This is a genomic window from Intestinirhabdus alba (assembly GCF_009711095.1).
Lineage (GTDB): Bacteria > Pseudomonadota > Gammaproteobacteria > Enterobacterales > Enterobacteriaceae > Intestinirhabdus > Intestinirhabdus alba.
In genome coordinates, this window is sequence record NZ_WMJZ01000023.1 from 59,548 (window position 1) to 75,472 (window position 15,925).

General features: G+C 58.1%; 18 protein-coding genes. 15 read left to right on the forward strand and 3 right to left on the reverse strand.

Going from position 1 to position 15,925, the window contains the following annotated elements; translation table 11 throughout:
• The first annotated feature begins 101 nt into the window (after nucleotides 1–101).
• The 3 genes from GJV78_RS16115 to mdcH are packed head-to-tail and all read left to right on the forward strand — an operon-like array spanning nucleotide 102 to nucleotide 2,578.
• On the forward strand, nucleotides 102–1,061 hold the full coding sequence (locus tag GJV78_RS16115; protein ID WP_155109290.1) for an AEC family transporter: 960 nt from the start codon (nucleotides 102–104) through the stop codon (nucleotides 1,059–1,061).
• 2 nt (nucleotides 1,062–1,063) lie between these two features.
• A complete protein-coding gene (locus GJV78_RS16120; RefSeq protein WP_155109291.1) occupies nucleotides 1,064–1,681 on the forward strand; it encodes a malonate decarboxylase holo-ACP synthase in 618 nt (205 codons plus the stop codon).
• Entirely contained in the window at nucleotides 1,682–2,578 is an 897-nt protein-coding gene (mdcH, locus tag GJV78_RS16125; RefSeq protein ID WP_155109292.1) for a malonate decarboxylase subunit epsilon, read from the forward strand.
• Nucleotides 2,579–2,605: 27 nt separating this feature from the next.
• Here the strand turns inward: mdcH and GJV78_RS16130 are convergent, their stop codons facing one another.
• Nucleotides 2,606–3,538 (reverse strand): LysR family transcriptional regulator, encoded by a 933-nt coding sequence (locus GJV78_RS16130; RefSeq protein ID WP_155109293.1) that lies wholly within the window; start codon nucleotides 3,536–3,538, stop codon nucleotides 2,606–2,608.
• A 187-nt stretch (nucleotides 3,539–3,725) separates the two neighbouring features.
• The gene (locus GJV78_RS16135) at nucleotides 3,726–5,627 is read right to left on the reverse strand and encodes an ABC transporter ATP-binding protein (protein ID WP_155109294.1); all 1,902 of its coding nucleotides are present in this window, start codon (nucleotides 5,625–5,627) and stop codon (nucleotides 3,726–3,728) included.
• A 204-nt stretch (nucleotides 5,628–5,831) separates the two neighbouring features.
• Between GJV78_RS16135 and kefG the strand changes: the two genes are divergently transcribed.
• From kefG to slyD, 4 genes are all read left to right on the forward strand, one after another.
• Entirely contained in the window at nucleotides 5,832–6,383 is a 552-nt protein-coding gene (gene kefG / locus GJV78_RS16140; RefSeq protein ID WP_155109295.1) for a glutathione-regulated potassium-efflux system ancillary protein KefG, read from the forward strand.
• Entirely contained in the window at nucleotides 6,383–8,188 is a 1,806-nt protein-coding gene (gene kefB, locus GJV78_RS16145; protein ID WP_155109296.1) for a glutathione-regulated potassium-efflux system protein KefB, read from the forward strand. Before kefG ends, kefB begins: the two co-directional genes overlap by 1 nt.
• Before the next feature lie 9 nt (nucleotides 8,189–8,197).
• Complete coding sequence (locus tag GJV78_RS16150) at nucleotides 8,198–8,398, forward strand: YheV family putative zinc ribbon protein (protein ID WP_155109297.1); 201 nt, start codon at nucleotides 8,198–8,200, stop codon at nucleotides 8,396–8,398.
• A gap of 94 nt (nucleotides 8,399–8,492) precedes the next feature.
• Nucleotides 8,493–9,074, forward strand: a complete 582-nt coding sequence (gene slyD / locus GJV78_RS16155; RefSeq protein WP_155109298.1) for a peptidylprolyl isomerase — start codon at nucleotides 8,493–8,495, stop codon at nucleotides 9,072–9,074.
• Between the two features lie 170 nt (nucleotides 9,075–9,244).
• Here slyD and GJV78_RS16160 read toward each other — a convergent pair whose 3' ends face one another.
• Nucleotides 9,245–9,463, reverse strand: a complete 219-nt coding sequence (locus tag GJV78_RS16160) for a protein SlyX (RefSeq protein ID WP_155109299.1) — start codon at nucleotides 9,461–9,463, stop codon at nucleotides 9,245–9,247.
• Between the two features lie 221 nt (nucleotides 9,464–9,684).
• Here GJV78_RS16160 and fkpA point away from each other — a divergent pair, with 221 nt between their 5' ends.
• The 8 genes from fkpA to fusA all read left to right on the forward strand — a co-directional run bounded on the left by fkpA (nucleotide 9,685) and on the right by fusA (nucleotide 15,800).
• Nucleotides 9,685–10,500, forward strand: coding sequence for an FKBP-type peptidyl-prolyl cis-trans isomerase (gene fkpA, locus GJV78_RS16165; protein ID WP_155109300.1), 816 nt, complete (start codon nucleotides 9,685–9,687; stop codon nucleotides 10,498–10,500).
• A gap of 259 nt (nucleotides 10,501–10,759) precedes the next feature.
• Entirely contained in the window at nucleotides 10,760–11,482 is a 723-nt protein-coding gene (locus GJV78_RS16170; RefSeq protein WP_155109301.1) for a helix-turn-helix transcriptional regulator, read from the forward strand.
• The gene (gene tusD / locus GJV78_RS16175; protein ID WP_155109302.1) at nucleotides 11,482–11,868 is read left to right on the forward strand and encodes a sulfurtransferase complex subunit TusD; all 387 of its coding nucleotides are present in this window, start codon (nucleotides 11,482–11,484) and stop codon (nucleotides 11,866–11,868) included. Before GJV78_RS16170 ends, tusD begins: the two co-directional genes overlap by 1 nt.
• A complete protein-coding gene (gene tusC, locus GJV78_RS16180; RefSeq protein WP_155109303.1) occupies nucleotides 11,868–12,227 on the forward strand; it encodes a sulfurtransferase complex subunit TusC in 360 nt (119 codons plus the stop codon). The genes tusD and tusC overlap by 1 nt, the downstream gene beginning before the upstream one ends.
• 7 nt (nucleotides 12,228–12,234) lie before the next feature.
• Nucleotides 12,235–12,522, forward strand: a complete 288-nt coding sequence (gene tusB, locus GJV78_RS16185; RefSeq protein WP_155109304.1) for a sulfurtransferase complex subunit TusB — start codon at nucleotides 12,235–12,237, stop codon at nucleotides 12,520–12,522.
• Between the two features lie 125 nt (nucleotides 12,523–12,647).
• Nucleotides 12,648–13,022 (forward strand): 30S ribosomal protein S12, encoded by a 375-nt coding sequence (gene rpsL / locus GJV78_RS16190; protein ID WP_000246815.1) that lies wholly within the window; start codon nucleotides 12,648–12,650, stop codon nucleotides 13,020–13,022.
• A 96-nt stretch (nucleotides 13,023–13,118) separates the two neighbouring features.
• Nucleotides 13,119–13,589 carry a 30S ribosomal protein S7 gene (rpsG, locus tag GJV78_RS16195; protein WP_002920113.1) on the forward strand — a complete coding sequence of 157 codons (471 nt, stop codon included), beginning with the start codon at nucleotides 13,119–13,121 and terminating at the stop codon, nucleotides 13,587–13,589.
• A 96-nt stretch (nucleotides 13,590–13,685) separates the two neighbouring features.
• Nucleotides 13,686–15,800, forward strand: coding sequence for an elongation factor G (fusA, locus tag GJV78_RS16200; RefSeq protein ID WP_155109305.1), 2,115 nt, complete (start codon nucleotides 13,686–13,688; stop codon nucleotides 15,798–15,800).
• Nucleotides 15,801–15,925: the final 125 nt, after the last annotated feature.

A 15,925-nucleotide genomic window follows, 5' to 3' on the forward strand; every position in this document is an offset into this window, starting at 1 on the left:
TTTCACTCTTGGTGGGCGCGCTCGCTGCGCCCACGTTAAAGAGCGAATCTGAACAATAATAAACATCGCACCAACGCTATTTTTTTAACTACAGGTGACCTATGACTTACGTGATTGTTCATGCACTTGCACCTATTTTTGTCATTATGCTGCTGGGATTCTGGGCGGGTAAGGCAAAGATGGTTGATAACAAGAATGTTTCACTGCTCAATATCTTTGTGATGGACTTTGCGCTGCCCGCCGCGCTGTTCAGCGCAACGGTACAAACTCCGTGGACCGGCATCCTTGCCCAGTCCCCGCTGATTCTGGTGCTGACGCTGGCGATGTGGATTACCTACGCCATCATCTACTTCCTCGCCACCGGCGTATTTAAAAAATCTCCCCAGGATGCGGCGGTGCTGACCCTGACCGTGGCGCTGCCGAACTACGCCGCGCTGGGTCTGCCGATCCTTGGCAGCGTGCTGGGCGAAGGCCCCTCCACGTCGCTCTCGGTGGCCGTCTCCATCGCCTGTGGCTCCGTGCTGATGACCCCGTTCTGCCTGCTGATCCTGGAGCGTGAAAAAGCGCGCGCCGAAGGCAACAACAGCGGCTCCACGCTCTCCATGCTGCCGGTGCTGATGTGGCGTTCCATTAAGAAACCGATCGTCATGGGGCCGCTGCTGGGGGTGATCCTCTCCGCTATCGGCATCAAAATGCCGGATCTGGTGCTGGCCGCCATTAAGCCGCTGGGCCTCGCCGCCACCGCCGCCGCGCTGTTCCTGACCGGGGTGATCCTCTCCGCCCGTAAGCTGAAAATCAACACCATGGTGATCACCTCGACCATCGCCAAGCTGCTGATTCAGCCGGCCATCGCCTGGGGTATCGTGCTGATTCTTGGCCTGCACGGCTCCGTCGCGATTACCGCAATCCTGATGATCGCGCTGTCCGCTGGCTTCTTCGGCGTGGTGTTCGGTAACCGCTTTGGCGTACAGTCACCTGATGCGGAAGCGGTGCTGCTGCTAAGCTCGGTGCTGTGTATCCTGTCGCTGCCGCTGTTTATCTCCCTGACCTCAGGTATGTAATTATGAACCTCACGTTACGACCGCACGATCTGATCTGGCTTAACGCGCGCGACGCGCTGGAAGGTATCGCCGAATCCTGGGTGGATGAGATATGGCATACCGGCCTGCCGGTGGTAGTGCGGCGTGACGTTGACGAGTCCGGGCGCATTCCCGTTGGCGTGCGCGGTCTGCGCCGCGATCGGCGGGCGGCAGGCTGGGTGAAACCGGAAGCGGTGACCCGCGTCTGCACGCCGGAGTCGCTGGTTGACCCGCAGGTTCTGCTGCGCTCGCCCTTTATCTCCCAGCCGCCGCTTCAGGCGGCTTTGCTGCTGGCGCAGCGGGCGTGGCCGTGGCGCTGGGGCATCGGCGGCAGCACGGGCTATGCGCTGGCGACCGGTATTCCTGCTATCCATGCGGCCAGCGATCTGGATCTGCTGATCCGCGCGCCGGAAGTCCTGCCCCGCGAGCCGCTTGCCCAGTGGCAACAGCGGCTGTCGGGTGGCCTTTGCCGGGCGGATACTCAGGTTGAAACCCCTCGCGGTGCCTTTGCTCTGGCGGAGTGGCTGCGGGATGGCAAAGCACTGTTAAAAACTTCGCGGGGGCCGCTTCTGGTTAGCGACCCGTGGAACAGGGAGGAGTAAATGAAAATTCTGTTTACCTTTCCAGGGCAGGGAACGCAGCATCCGGGGATGCTGCAAAATCTGCCGGGAACGGAGCTGGCGCAGGCGCGGGAGGTGCTGGGAGCCAGCGCCGACGCGCTGGACACCCCTGAATCACTGCGGCATACCCGGGCGGTGCAGCTTTCGCTGCTGATTGCCGGCGTGGCCTGGGCGCGCGAGCTGGAGCGTCGCGGCGTGGCCCCGGATATCGTCAGCGGACTCTCCATCGGCGCTTATCCGGCGGCTGTGGTTGCCGGGGCGCTGGATTTTACCGACGCCCTCAAGCTGGTGGCCCTGCGCGGCGATCTGATGGAGCAGGCGTATCCGCACGGCTATGGCCTGACGGCGATTATGGGGCTGACCCTGTCGCAGGTGGAGACGCTGATGGCCGGCACCAAAACCTGGATCGCCAACCTGAACGCCGAGACCCAGATCGTGATTGCCGGTGCCGACGAGGAGATGGCGGAGGTGGCGAAGCGGGCGCTGGCGAAGGGTGCCAGCAAGGCTCCTCGGCTGGCGGTCAGCGTGCCGTCGCACTGTGAGCTGCTGGCCGAACCGGCCCAGACGCTGGTGGAGGCCTTCAGCCGCGTAACCCTCAGTCGTCCGCGCTACGCTTACCTCAGCGGCAGCACCGGGCGCGTGCTGTGGCAGCCGGAAAGAATCGCCGACGATCTGGCGATGAATATGGCCCGGACGGTGCGCTGGCAGGAGGCGGTAATTTCCGCTAATGAGCGCGAGGCGCGGCTGGCGATTGAAATGCCGCCCGGCGGCGTGCTGACCTGCCTGACGCGGCAGGCCGCCTGGGAAGGCGAGTCGATTTCGCTGGATCGCAGCGGTATTGACGTTGCTATCCATCTGGCGCAGCGGCTCAGGGCGTAATGCTACCCGTCCGGGTCCGGCGGCGCATCAGGCGTTCTGATTAAGACTCCGGGCGTACATGCGCCCCTCAGCGGCCAGCGCCAGCATATTCGGGTCGCGCTCGCGGTTGCGGGCAAAAACGATGGCGATCTGCTGCTGCATCTGGTACGGCTGGGCCAGCTTCAGCAGCTGCACGGAGTTTTCGTACATCTTCTTCATGCGCCCCGGCATCAGGGCAAAGCCGACGCCCGCCTGTACCAGGCTGAGCATCGAAAAAATATCGTTGACCCGCGTGACGATCTCCGGATCGAATCCGGCAACGTGAAACGCCTCCTGAAAGCCGGCGTAGGTGGCGAATCCCTCCACCAGCGAGACAAACTTTTGCTCCCGGTAGTCGCGCAGATCGGCGGGGGAAGAGGTATCGAGCGTGGCCGTCGCCGGGGCCGCAAGCCAGATGTCGTCGTGAAACAGCGGCAGCAGCTCAAGGCTGTTGTGGTCGATTTCGCTTTCCGATACCGAGATCAGAATCGCGTCCAGCGACCCCTCTTCCAGCATCGCCAACAGGGTCTCGTTGGAGCCCATCGTCAGATCCAGCTCCAGGTCCGGGCGGCGCAGCTTCATGCCCATAATCAGATGCGGCACCGTTTCCAGGGTTAGCGAATAGAGCGTGCCCACCCGCAGCCGCCCCTGACCGACGCCCGCCGTTTTCCGTGTCTCCTCCAGCCCGCGGGCCATCAGCTGGGTGACCTCCTGGCAGTACTCCAGCAGGGTCAGGGCCGCCGGCTGGGCGATCAGGTTGCGGCCCTTATGGATAAACAGCGGGCAGCGCACGTTCTCTTCCAGGGTGTGCAGCGCCCGGTGTACGCTGACGCTGCTGATATCCAACGCTTCCGCCGTCCGGGCGATATTTCCCTTCTCCATAAAGGTCATAAAGATGGTCAGCTTGCGGAAGGTGATATCGTCGGTGATCGACGGAGTCATGGTTCTGTTCCCGAAGTTAGGGCCTGGCCTGCCAGGCTATTTGCTTGCCATGTGAAACCCGGACACCGTCCGCAGAACGGGCCGGCGTTATGAACGCCCGTCATGACGAGCGCAGCGAGACCTTCCCTCGGTAAACGTCCGCTCAGGCGTTTCGCGCCGTTCGGGGTTGAAATCTCTGCGCCGGGCGTCATTCGGCCAGCATCTGTTCAAGCTGCTCCTGCGCCTCCAGCCAGGCCATTTCACAGGTTTCCAGGCCGGATTTGGCGCTGGCCTGCTGCTGCAGGCACTCCGTCAGCTCCGCTTTCCGGCTCTGGTCATAGAGTTCGCTGTCGCTCAGCTTCTCTTCCGCCTCGGCGAGGCTGGCGTTCAGCTTCTCCATCTCTTTTTCCAGCCGGGCGATCTCTTTACGCAGCGGCTGGGAGCGGGTGCGCAGCTCCGCCTCGCGGCGCTTCTGATCCTTGCGCGCATGGGCGCTGTTGGCGTTCTCTTTCGGTACGTCATCCGGCTGGCTTTCCTGCTTCTGGACGTCGCTCAGCCACTGCTGGTAATCCTCCAGGTCGCCGTCGAAGGGTTCGACTCTGGCGTCGTGAACCAGATAGAGGTCGTCGGTGGTGGAGCGCAGCAGATGCCGGTCGTGCGATACCACCACCAGTGCCCCTTCAAATTCAATCAGCGCCTCGGTCAGCGCCTGGCGCATATCGAGATCGAGATGGTTGGTTGGTTCATCAAGCAGCAGCAGGTTCGGCCGCTGCCAGACGATCAGCGCCAGCACCAGGCGGGCCTTCTCGCCGCCGGAGAAACGCCGGGTCTCTTCGCTGACCTTATCGCCCTGAAAGCCGAAGCCGCCGAGGTAGTCGCGCAACTTCTGCTCCGACTCCTGGGGTGCCAGACGCGCCAGATGCTGCAGCGGCGACTCGTCGGCGCGCAGATACTCCAGCTGGTGCTGGGCGAAGTAGCCCAGCCTGATACCTTTGGCCAGACCGATGTCACCGCTCGCCGGAGGCAGCTCGCCGGCCAGCAGCTTGATCAGCGTTGATTTCCCCGCGCCGTTGCGGCCCAGCAGGCCAATGCGCGAGCCGGGCACCAGGTTGAGCTTAATGGACCCGAGGATGACCCGCTCACCGTAGCCGGCGCTGACCTTCTCCATCTTGAGCAGCGGGTTCGGCAAGCTCTCCGGCGCGCGGAAGCTGAAGTGGAACGGGCTGTCAACGTGCGCCGGGGCGATAAGCTCCATGCGCTCCAGCATTTTGATGCGGCTCTGGGCCTGCTTCGCCTTGGTGGCCTTGGCGCGAAAGCGGTCAATGTAGCTCTGCAGATGCGCCACGCGCTCCTGTTGGCTTTCGTACATCGCCTGCTGCTGGGCAAGGCGGGTGGCGCGCTGAATCTCAAAAGCGCTGTAGTTGCCGGTGTACTCAAACATCGTCTGCTGTTCGATATGCAGGATTTTGTCGACCACCGGGTCGAGAAAATCCCGGTCGTGCGAGATCAGGATCAGCGTGCCCTGATAGCTTTTCAGCCATTTTTCCAGCCAGATCACGGCGTCGAGATCGAGGTGGTTGGTCGGCTCATCAAGCAGCAACAGGTCGGAGCGGCAGATCAGCGCCTGGGCGAGGTTAAGGCGCATACGCCAGCCGCCGGAGAAGTCGCTGACCGGGCGGGCCAGCTGTTCATTGCTAAAACCAAGACCGTGCAGCAGGCTGGCGGCGCGGGCGCGGATGGTCCAGGCGTCGATGGCGTCAAGTTTGCCGTGGACAGCGGCGATGGCGTTTCCATCGTTACGTTCGTTGGCGTCATTCAGCAGGGCTTCAAGCTGACGGTATTCACGGTCGCCGTCAATCACATACTCCAGCGCCGGCTGGGGCAGGGCGGGCGTCTCCTGGTTGACCCAGGCCAGCTGCCAGCCGCCGGGAAAGGTCACCTCACCGGCGTCGGCGGCGATCTCATTTTTCAGCAGCGCCAGCAGGGTTGATTTCCCGCAGCCGTTCTTGCCCACCAGGCCGACCTTCTGGCCCGGATTGATGGTGGCGGTGGCGCTATCCAGCAGGACGCGCACGCCGCGACGAATTTGTAACGAGGAGAAAACAATCATAAGGTGCCGTATGTTCTGACTATGTTAACTTATCTTTATGATAATGTAGTGGGCGGCAGGCTGCCGCACCGGGCGTCATGGTAGCCTAAAACGGCGACGTTACACAAAATCATTCAGGCTGCATCCAGATGGCGTAAGCGCGAGCGCGGAGGCAGAGTGAGAGATGAAGCGTCAATATGTAAAAGACATAACCGGGAGGGGATGATGTCTCAGCCAGCAAGCGTTTTGCTGCTCTATGCCCATCCGGAATCACAGGACTCGGTCGCCAACCGGGTACTGCTTAAGCCGGCCGCACAGCTCAGCAACGTTACCGTGCACGATCTTTACGCGCACTATCCTGATTTTTTTATCGATATTCCCCACGAGCAGGCGCTGCTGCGCGAGCATCAGGTCATTGTGTTTCAGCATCCGCTGTATACCTGGAGCTGTCCGGCCCTGCTTAAGGAGTGGTTTGACCGGGTGCTGAGCCGGGGTTTTGCCAGCGGCCCGGGAGGGGGACAACTGGCGGGAAAGTACTGGCGAAGCGCGATCACCACCGGCGAGCCGGAGAGCGCCTGGCGCTATGATGCGCGGAATCCCTCTTCGATGAGCGATGTGCTGCGCCCGTTTGAACTGACGGCGGCGATGTGCCGTATGCACTGGCTGCCCCCTGTTGTTCTATTTCGGGCCAGGCGGCAGAGCCAGCAGGCGCTGGCCCGCCATGCCAGGGCGTACGGTGAATGGCTTGCCAATCCGCTTCCTGCGGGAGGCCGCTGATGGAAGGATCGGATTTACTGCTGGCCGGCGTGCTGTTTCTCTTTGCGGCGGTGGCCGCGGTGCCGCTGGCGGCGCGGCTGGGTATCGGCCCTGTTCTGGGCTATCTGCTGGCGGGGATCGCCATCGGACCCTGGGGGCTGGGGTTTATCAGCGACGTTGAGGAGCTCCTCCATTTCTCCGAGCTGGGCGTGGTCTTTCTGATGTTTATTATCGGACTGGAGCTGAATCTCTCCAGACTCTGGCAGCTGCGACGCTCCATCTTTGGCGTCGGGGCCGCTCAGGTGCTGCTGAGCACGGCGGCGCTGGCGGGGCTGCTGATGCTGACGGCCTTCTCCTGGCAGGCGGCGCTGGTGGGAGGAATCGGCCTGGCGATGTCTTCGACCGCTATGGCGCTACAGCTGATGCGGGAAAAGGGGATGAACCGCAGCGAGTCCGGACAGCTGGGCTTTTCGGTGCTGCTGTTTCAGGATCTGGCGGTGATCCCGGCGCTGGCGCTGGTGCCGCTGCTGGTCGGCACGGCGGATGAGCATTTTGACTGGATGAAGGTGGGCATGAAGGTGCTGGCCTTTGCGGGGATGTTGCTCGGCGGTCGCTATCTGCTGCGTCCGGTATTTCGCTTTATCGCCGCTTCCGGGGTGCGTGAAGTCTTTACCGCCGCCGCGCTGCTGCTGGTGCTCGCCTCAGCGCTATTTATGGACGCGCTGGGGCTGTCGATGGCGCTGGGGACTTTTCTCGCCGGAGTGCTGCTGGCGGAGAGCGAATACCGGCACGAGCTGGAAACCGCCATTGACCCCTTTAAGGGGCTGCTGCTCGGCCTGTTCTTTATTTCCGTCGGCATGTCGCTGAATCTTGGGGTGCTTTACGTCCATCTGCCGTGGGTGGCGGCCAGCGTGATCGCGCTGGTGACCGTTAAAATGCTGGTGCTGCACCTGCTGGCGCGGCTCAACGGCATCAGAAACTCAGAGCGGATGCAGTTTGCCGCGGTGCTGAGCCAGGGTGGGGAGTTTGCCTTCGTGCTCTTTTCCACCGCCTCTTCCCAGCGGCTGTTTCAGGGCGACCAGATGGCGTTGCTGCTGGTTACCGTCACGCTGTCGATGATGACCACGCCGCTGTTGCTGAAGTTGATCGACAGGCGGTTTTCCCGCTCCTTTAACGGACCGGACGATGAGGACGAAAAGCCGTGGGTGGAGGACGACAAGCCGCAGGTGATTGTGGTGGGCTTCGGGCGCTTTGGGCAGGTGATCGGCCGGCTGTTAATGGCTAACCGAATGCGCGTCACCGTGCTGGAGCGCGATATTGGCACCGTCAACCTGATGCGCCGCTATGGTTATAAGGTTTATTACGGTGATGCCACCCAGACGGACCTGCTGCGTTCGGCCGGGGCGGACGCGGCCGAATCCATTGTCATCACCTGTAACGAGCCGGAGGACACCATGAAGCTGGTGGAACTCTGTCAGCAGCATTTTCCGCATTTACATATTCTCGCCCGGGCGCGGGGCCGCGTGGAGGCCCATGAGCTGCTGCAGGCGGGCGTGACGGAGTTTACCCGCGAAACCTTTTCCAGCGCCCTGGAACTGGGGCGTAAGACGCTGGTGTCGTTAGGTATGCATCCGCACCAGGCCCAGCGGGCGCAGCTGCATTTTCGGCGGCTGGACATGCGCATGCTGCGGGAGCTGATCCCAATGCATGCCGATACGGTGCAGGTCTCCCGCGCCAGGGAGGCCAGGCGCGAGCTGGAGGAGATTTTCCAGCGTGAAATGCAGCAGGAGCGACACCAGCCCGACGGCTGGGATGAGTTTGAGTAGAGGTGAAATATGGCAATTCGTAAACGTTTTATTGCCGGCGCAAAATGTCCGGCCTGCCAGGCGCAGGATACGCTGGCGATGTGGCGGGAGAATAATGTCGATATCGTTGAGTGCGTTAAGTGCGGCCATCAGATGCGCGAGGCCGATAAGGCCGTTCGCGAGCACGTTCGCAAAGAGGAGCAGGTTATCGGGATTTTTCATCCGGACTAGCGATATGCCGCAGGTTTTTTTAAGCTAAAGAGTACACAGGTGCAGAATTCCGCTACAATCTGCGCCACTATTCTTCCCATGCTCAGGAGATATCATGAAAGTAGCAAAAGACCTGGTGGTCAGCCTGGCCTATCAGGTACGTACAGAAGACGGTGTGTTGGTTGATGAGTCTCCGGTGAGTGCGCCGCTGGACTACCTGCATGGTCATGGTTCCCTGATCTCTGGCCTGGAAACGGCGCTGGAAGGTCATGACGTTGGCGACAAATTTGACGTTGCCGTTGGCGCGAACGACGCTTACGGTCAATATGATGAAAACCTGGTGCAGCGCGTGCCGAAAGACGTCTTTATGGGCGTTGATGAGCTGCAGGTTGGTATGCGTTTCATGGCGGAAACTGACCAGGGGCCAGTACCGGTAGAAATTACCGAAGTGGAAGACGATCACGTTGTGGTTGACGGCAACCACATGCTGGCGGGTCAGAATCTGAAATTTAACGTGGAAGTTGTGGCGATCCGCGAAGCGACCGAAGAGGAGCTGGCTCACGGCCACGTTCACGGCGCGCACGATCATGACCACGATCACGAGCATGGCCACGACGGCTGCTGCGGCGGTCACGGCCACGGTCATGAGCACGGTAAAGGTGGCTGCGGCGGCAACGGCGGCTGCGGCTGTCACTAATCCCTGCCGTTTTTCCGGCGGCGTTGGCTGCGCTGCCTCGCTCTGATTGTCCGTCAGAGGTTGCATAAGCCCAACGCCTTACCGTGACGTGAAGCCCTCAGGGCGGCGCGCATCGGCCGGAAAACAGTGGACGTAAAAAAGCGGGTAAAAAACCCGCTTTTTTTCGCTTATTAATAGTGGGGCGGCGGCGTCTCTTCGGCCTGTGAGGCGATATTTGACGGCTGGCTGGCTTTCAGCTTTTCCGTCAGCAGACGCAGATGCTCGCGCAGTTTCGCCATTTCCATTTCGTGGGCTGTTACCGTCGCGTTCAGCTCTTCAATGGTGATCTCCTGAAACGCCAGGCGACTCTCCAGCTCGGCCAGGCGAGCTTCCATCGTGTTATTCTGCATGATACACCTCGTTGATTGTCTCCGGTCGCGGCGGATTCTACTTAACTTTGCGGGCTTACACAGCCCACATTTGTCCGTATCGAAACTTGTTTAAACAAAAAGAGTCCTAAAAAAAGTGATATTAGGGCGTGTTCGGATGTTGATTTATACTGCATCGTTTATAGTACGCTTCTGAATTTAAGCTAACCCTGGGGCGAGGTGCCCCGACCCTGGAGATATGGATGAAATCATTGTTTAGAGTAACGCTGCTGGCGACCACTATGGCCGTTGCGCTGCACGCACCGATGTCCTTCGCCGCCGCCGAGACGGCAAAACCGGCCGCTGATAGCAAGGCTGCGTTTAAGAACGACGATCAAAAGTCGGCTTACGCACTGGGCGCTTCGCTGGGCCGTTATATGGAAAACTCCCTGAAAGAGCAGGAAGTGCTGGGCATTAAGCTGGACAAAGCACAGCTGATCGCAGGCGTTCAGGACGCGTTTGCCGATAAGAGCAAGCTGTCCGATCAGGAGATCGAACAGACGCTGCAGGCGTTTGAAACGCGCGTGAAGACCGCCGCCCAGGCTAAGATGGAAAAAGATGCGGCTGACAACGAGGCCAAAGGTAAAGCATACCGCGCTGAGTTTGCCAAAGAGAAGGACGTTAAAACCTCTTCCACCGGCCTGCTTTATAAGATCGACCGGCCCGGGACGGGTGAAGCGCCGAAAGATGGCGACACCGTGGTGGTTAACTACAAAGGTACGCTGATCGACGGCAAAGAGTTTGACAACTCCTACTCGCGCGGAGAGCCGCTCTCCTTCCGTCTCGAAGGCGTGATCCCCGGCTGGACCGAAGGCCTGAAGAAAATCAAGAAGGGCGGTAAGATCAAGCTGGTGATCCCACCGGAGCTGGCGTACGGTAAAACCGGCGTTCAGGGGATTCCGGCTAATGCCACGCTGGTCTTTGACGTAGAGCTGCTGGATATTAAGCAGCCGCCGAAAGCCGATGCCCCGGCTCCGGAAAAACCAAATGCTAAAGCCGCCGGGGCGGCTAAAAAGTAAAAATGCACTGCCGCCGCCTCACCGGGCGGCGTTTTTTTATGCAGGCCGGAGAGATCTCAACTATCGGTATCGGCCCCTGAAGAACAGGGCCGCAGGCCGGGTCGGATGAAGTTAGCCAACGCGCGGGACCTGCCGTATGTCGAGTAAATTAATGCTGGAAAGGGTAACCCCCGCTGTATTAATTTAGTTATCCGCGTAAATATAATGAGCCTGCCCTGAAAACCTACCGACAGGCTCCTGAAAAGGAGTGTTTTTTTTCATGTCCAGGTCGCTTTTAACCAACGAAACCAGTGAGCTTGATTTGCTGGATCAGCGTCCTTTCGAACAGACCGACTTTGATATTCTGAAATCCTACGAAGCGGTAGTGGACGGGTTAGCGATGCTTATTGGTTCCCATTGTGAAATCGTACTGCACTCTTTACAGGATCTAAAATGTTCGGCTATTCGTATCGCTAACGGTGAACACACGGGCCGAAAAATCGGCTCGCCGATTACTGACCTTGCGCTACGGATGCTGCACGATATGACCGGTGCCGACAGCAGCGTATCGAAGTGCTATTTTACCCGCGCGAAAAGCGGCGTTCTGATGAAATCTGTGACCATCGCGATTCGTAACCGCGAACAGCGTGTTATCGGCCTGCTGTGTATCAATATGAACCTTGATGTGCCGTTCTCGCAGATTATGAATACCTTTATTCCGCCGGATACTCCCGACGTCGGCTCCTCGGTCAATTTTGCCTCTTCTGTGGAAGATCTGGTGACCCAGACGCTGGAGTACACCATTGAGGAGGTCAACGCCGATCGCTCCGTGTCCAATAACGCCAAGAATCGCCAGATCGTGCTCAATCTTCACGAGAAGGGTATCTTCGATATCAAAGATGCCATCAGCCAGGTGGCGGACAGACTGAATATCTCCAGGCATACGGTCTACCTCTATATTCGTCAGTTCAAAAGCGGTGACGTGCAGGGGCAGGATAAGTAATGCGTTTCACCATTATGGTTACCGGCCCGGCCTACGGCACCCAGCAGGCGAGCAGCGCGCTGCAGTTTGCCCGGGCGCTGATCGCTGAAGGCCACCAGCTCAGCAGCGTCTTCTTTTATCGGGAAGGGGTGTACAACGCCAATCTTCTGACTTCGCCGGCCAGCGATGAGTTCGATCTGGTGCGCGCCTGGCAACAGCTGGGCGCTGACCACGGCGTGGCGCTGAATATCTGCGTGGCTGCGGCGCTGCGCCGCGGCGTGATTGATGAAACCGAAGCGGAGCGGCAGGGGCTGAGCTGCGTTAACCTGCAGCCGGGCTTTACGCTCAGCGGGCTGGGCGCGCTGGCGGAAGCCTCGCTGACCTGCGACCGAATGGTGCAGTTTTAATGAAGCGTATTGCATTTATCTTCTCCACCGCGCCGCACGGCAGCGCGTCGGGCCGGGAAGGGCTGGATGCGCTGCTGGCGACCTCCGCCCTGACGGACAGCCCCGGCGTATTTTTTATCGGCGACGGCGTCTTGCAACTGCTGGCGGGGCAAAAGCCAGGCGCGGTGCTGGCGCGGGACTACATCGCCACCTTTAAACTGCTTGGGTTGTACGATATCGAACAGCGCTGGATTTGCGCCGCTTCGCTGCGCGAGCGCGGTCTGGATCCTGGCGTTGAGCTGGTGATTGATGCGACGCCGCTGGAGCCGGACGCCCTGCGCCGCGAACTTGATCATTACGACGTTATTTTACGATTCTGAGGCCGTTATGCTGCATACCTTACACCGCTCCGCGTGGCTTACCGATATCGGGTCTCTTCTGCGTCTGGTTAAGGAGGGGGATGCGCTGCTGCTGCTGCAGGACGGCGTTACCGCCGCCGTTGAAGGCGGCCGTTTCCTTGAAATTCTGCGCGGTGCCCCCATTAAGGTATACGCCCTGCAGGAAGATGTTGAAGCCCGCGGCTTAACGGGTCAAATTTCAGACAGCGTGGTCAGGGTTAGCTATACTGACTTTGTCAGGCTGACGGTGGAGCATTCCAGCCAGCTGGCCTGGTGACCGTGGGATCGTTGTATATTTCTTGACACCTTTTCGACACCGCCCTAAAATTCGGCGTCCTCATATTGTATGAGGACGTTTTATTACGTGTTTACGAAGCAAAAGCTAAAACCAGGAGCTATTTAATGGCAACAGTTAACCAGCTGGTACGCAAACCACGCGCCCGCAAAGTTGCAAAGAGCAACGTGCCTGCGCTGGAAGCATGCCCGCAAAAACGTGGCGTATGTACTCGTGTATATACTACCACTCCTAAAAAACCGAACTCTGCACTGCGTAAAGTATGCCGTGTTCGTCTGACTAACGGTTTCGAAGTGACTTCCTACATCGGTGGTGAAGGTCACAACCTGCAGGAGCACTCCGTGATCCTGATCCGCGGCGGTCGTGTAAAAGACCTTCCGGGTGTTCGTTACCACACCGTCCGCGGTGCGCTTGACTGCTCCGGCGTTAAAGACCGTAAGCAGGCTCGCTCCAAGTATGGCGTGAAGCGTCCTAAGGCTTAATGGTTCTCCGTTAAGTAAGGCCAAACGTTTTAACATAAATGTCAAACTAAACTCGTAGAGTTTTGGACAATCCTGAATTAACAACGGAGTATTTCCATGCCACGTCGTCGCGTCATTGGTCAGCGTAAAATTCTGCCGGATCCGAAGTTCGGATCGGAACTGCTGGCTAAATTTGTGAACATCCTGATGGTAGATGGTAAAAAATCTACTGCAGAAACTATCGTATACAGCGCGCTGGAGACCCTGGCTCAGCGTTCTGGTAAATCTGAACTGGAAGCTTTCGAAGTAGCCCTCGAAAACGTGCGCCCGACTGTCGAAGTGAAGTCTCGCCGCGTTGGTGGTTCTACTTATCAGGTTCCGGTTGAAGTCCGTCCGGTTCGTCGTAATGCTCTGGCAATGCGTTGGATCGTTGAAGCTGCTCGTAAACGCGGTGATAAATCCATGGCTCTGCGCCTGGCGAACGAACTCACTGATGCTGCAGACAACAAAGGTACTGCAGTTAAGAAACGTGAAGACGTTCACCGTATGGCCGAAGCCAACAAGGCGTTCGCACACTACCGTTGGTAATCCCTTCGGAATTTTAGTCACCAGGCGGGCGCTTCCAGTAAGCAGCCCGCTTTGGGCTACTTAAATTGAACGCCTAAAAGATAAACGAGGAATCAAATGGCTCGTACAACACCCATCGCACGCTACCGTAATATCGGTATCAGTGCGCACATCGACGCCGGTAAAACCACTACCACCGAACGTATTCTGTTCTACACCGGTGTAAACCATAAAATCGGTGAAGTTCATGACGGCGCGGCGACCATGGACTGGATGGAGCAGGAGCAGGAGCGTGGTATCACCATCACCTCCGCAGCGACTACTGCATTCTGGTCTGGTATGGCTAAGCAGTATGAACCGCACCGCGTAAACATCATCGACACCCCGGGGCACGTTGACTTCACTATCGAAGTAGAACGTTCCATGCGTGTTCTCGATGGTGCGGTAATGGTTTACTGCGCAGTTGGTGGTGTTCAGCCGCAGTCTGAAACCGTATGGCGTCAGGCAAACAAATATAAAGTTCCGCGCATTGCGTTCGTTAACAAAATGGACCGCATGGGTGCGAACTTCCTGAAGGTTGTTGGTCAGATCAAATCCCGTCTGGGCGCGAACCCGGTTCCGCTGCAGCTGGCGATTGGTGCTGAAGATGCGTTCACCGGCGTTATCGATCTGGTGAAAATGAAAGCCATCAACTGGAACGATGCGGACCAGGGTGTCACCTTCGAATACGAAGACATCCCGGCTGACATGCAGGAACTGGCTGATGAATGGCACCAGAATCTGATCGAGTCCGCGGCAGAAGCTTCAGAAGAGCTGATGGAGAAATACCTCGGCGGCGAAGAGCTGACGGAAGAAGAGATCAAGAAAGCGCTGCGTCAGCGCGTTCTGAATAACGAAATCATCCTGATTACCTGTGGTTCTGCGTTTAAGAACAAAGGTGTTCAGGCGATGCTGGATGCGGTAATTGATTACCTGCCATCTCCGGTTGATGTACCGGCGATCAACGGCATCCTGGACGACGGTAAAGATACTCCGGCTGAGCGTCATGCCAGCGATGATGAGCCTTTCTCTGCACTGGCGTTCAAAATCGCGACTGACCCGTTCGTGGGTAACCTGACCTTCTTCCGCGTGTACTCCGGCGTGGTTAACTCGGGTGATACCGTACTGAACTCTGTGAAATCTGCGCGCGAACGTTTCGGTCGTATCGTTCAGATGCACGCTAACAAGCGTGAAGAGATCAAAGAAGTTCGTGCGGGCGACATCGCTGCGGCAATCGGTCTGAAAGACGTGACCACAGGTGATACCCTGTGCGATCCGGATCATCCGATCATTCTGGAGCGTATGGAATTCCCTGAGCCGGTAATCTCCATCGCCGTAGAACCGAAAACCAAAGCTGACCAGGAAAAAATGGGTCTGGCTCTGGGTCGTCTGGCTAAAGAAGACCCGTCTTTCCGCGTATGGACTGACGAAGAATCTAACCAGACCATTATCGCCGGTATGGGTGAACTGCACCTCGATATCATCGTTGACCGTATGAAGCGTGAATTCAACGTTGAAGCGAACGTCGGTAAACCTCAGGTTGCTTACCGCGAAGCGATTCGCGCGAAAGTTACCGATATCGAAGGTAAACACGCCAAGCAGTCTGGTGGTCGCGGTCAGTACGGTCATGTTGTTATCGACATGTACCCGCTGGAGCCGGGCTCTAACCCGAAAGGCTATGAGTTCGTCAACGACATTAAAGGTGGTGTAATCCCTGGTGAATACATCCCGGCCGTTGATAAAGGTATCCAGGAACAGATGAAAGCAGGTCCGCTGGCTGGTTATCCGGTTGTTGACATGGGTGTCCGTCTGCACTTCGGTTCTTACCACGACGTTGACTCCTCTGAACTGGCGTTTAAACTGGCTGCGTCTATCGCCTTTAAAGATGGCTTTAAGAAAGCAAAACCTGTTCTGCTTGAGCCAATCATGAAGGTTGAGGTAGAAACGCCGGAAGAGAACACCGGTGACGTTATCGGTGACCTGAGCCGTCGTCGCGGTATGCTGCGCGGTCAGGAATCTGAAGTGACCGGCGTGAAGATCCACGCTGAAGTTCCGCTGTCTGAAATGTTCGGATATGCAACTCAGCTGCGTTCTCTGACCAAAGGTCGTGCATCATATACCATGGAATTCCTGAAGTATGATGATGCGCCGAACAACGTTGCTCAGGCCGTTATTGAAGCCCGTGGTAAATAATCCACAGGATTAAAACCTAAGTCCCGTGCTCTCTCCAGAGGGGAGAGCACTATAGTAAGGAATATAGCCGTGTCTAAAGAAAAATTTGAACGTACAAAACCGCACGTTAACGTCGGTACTATCGG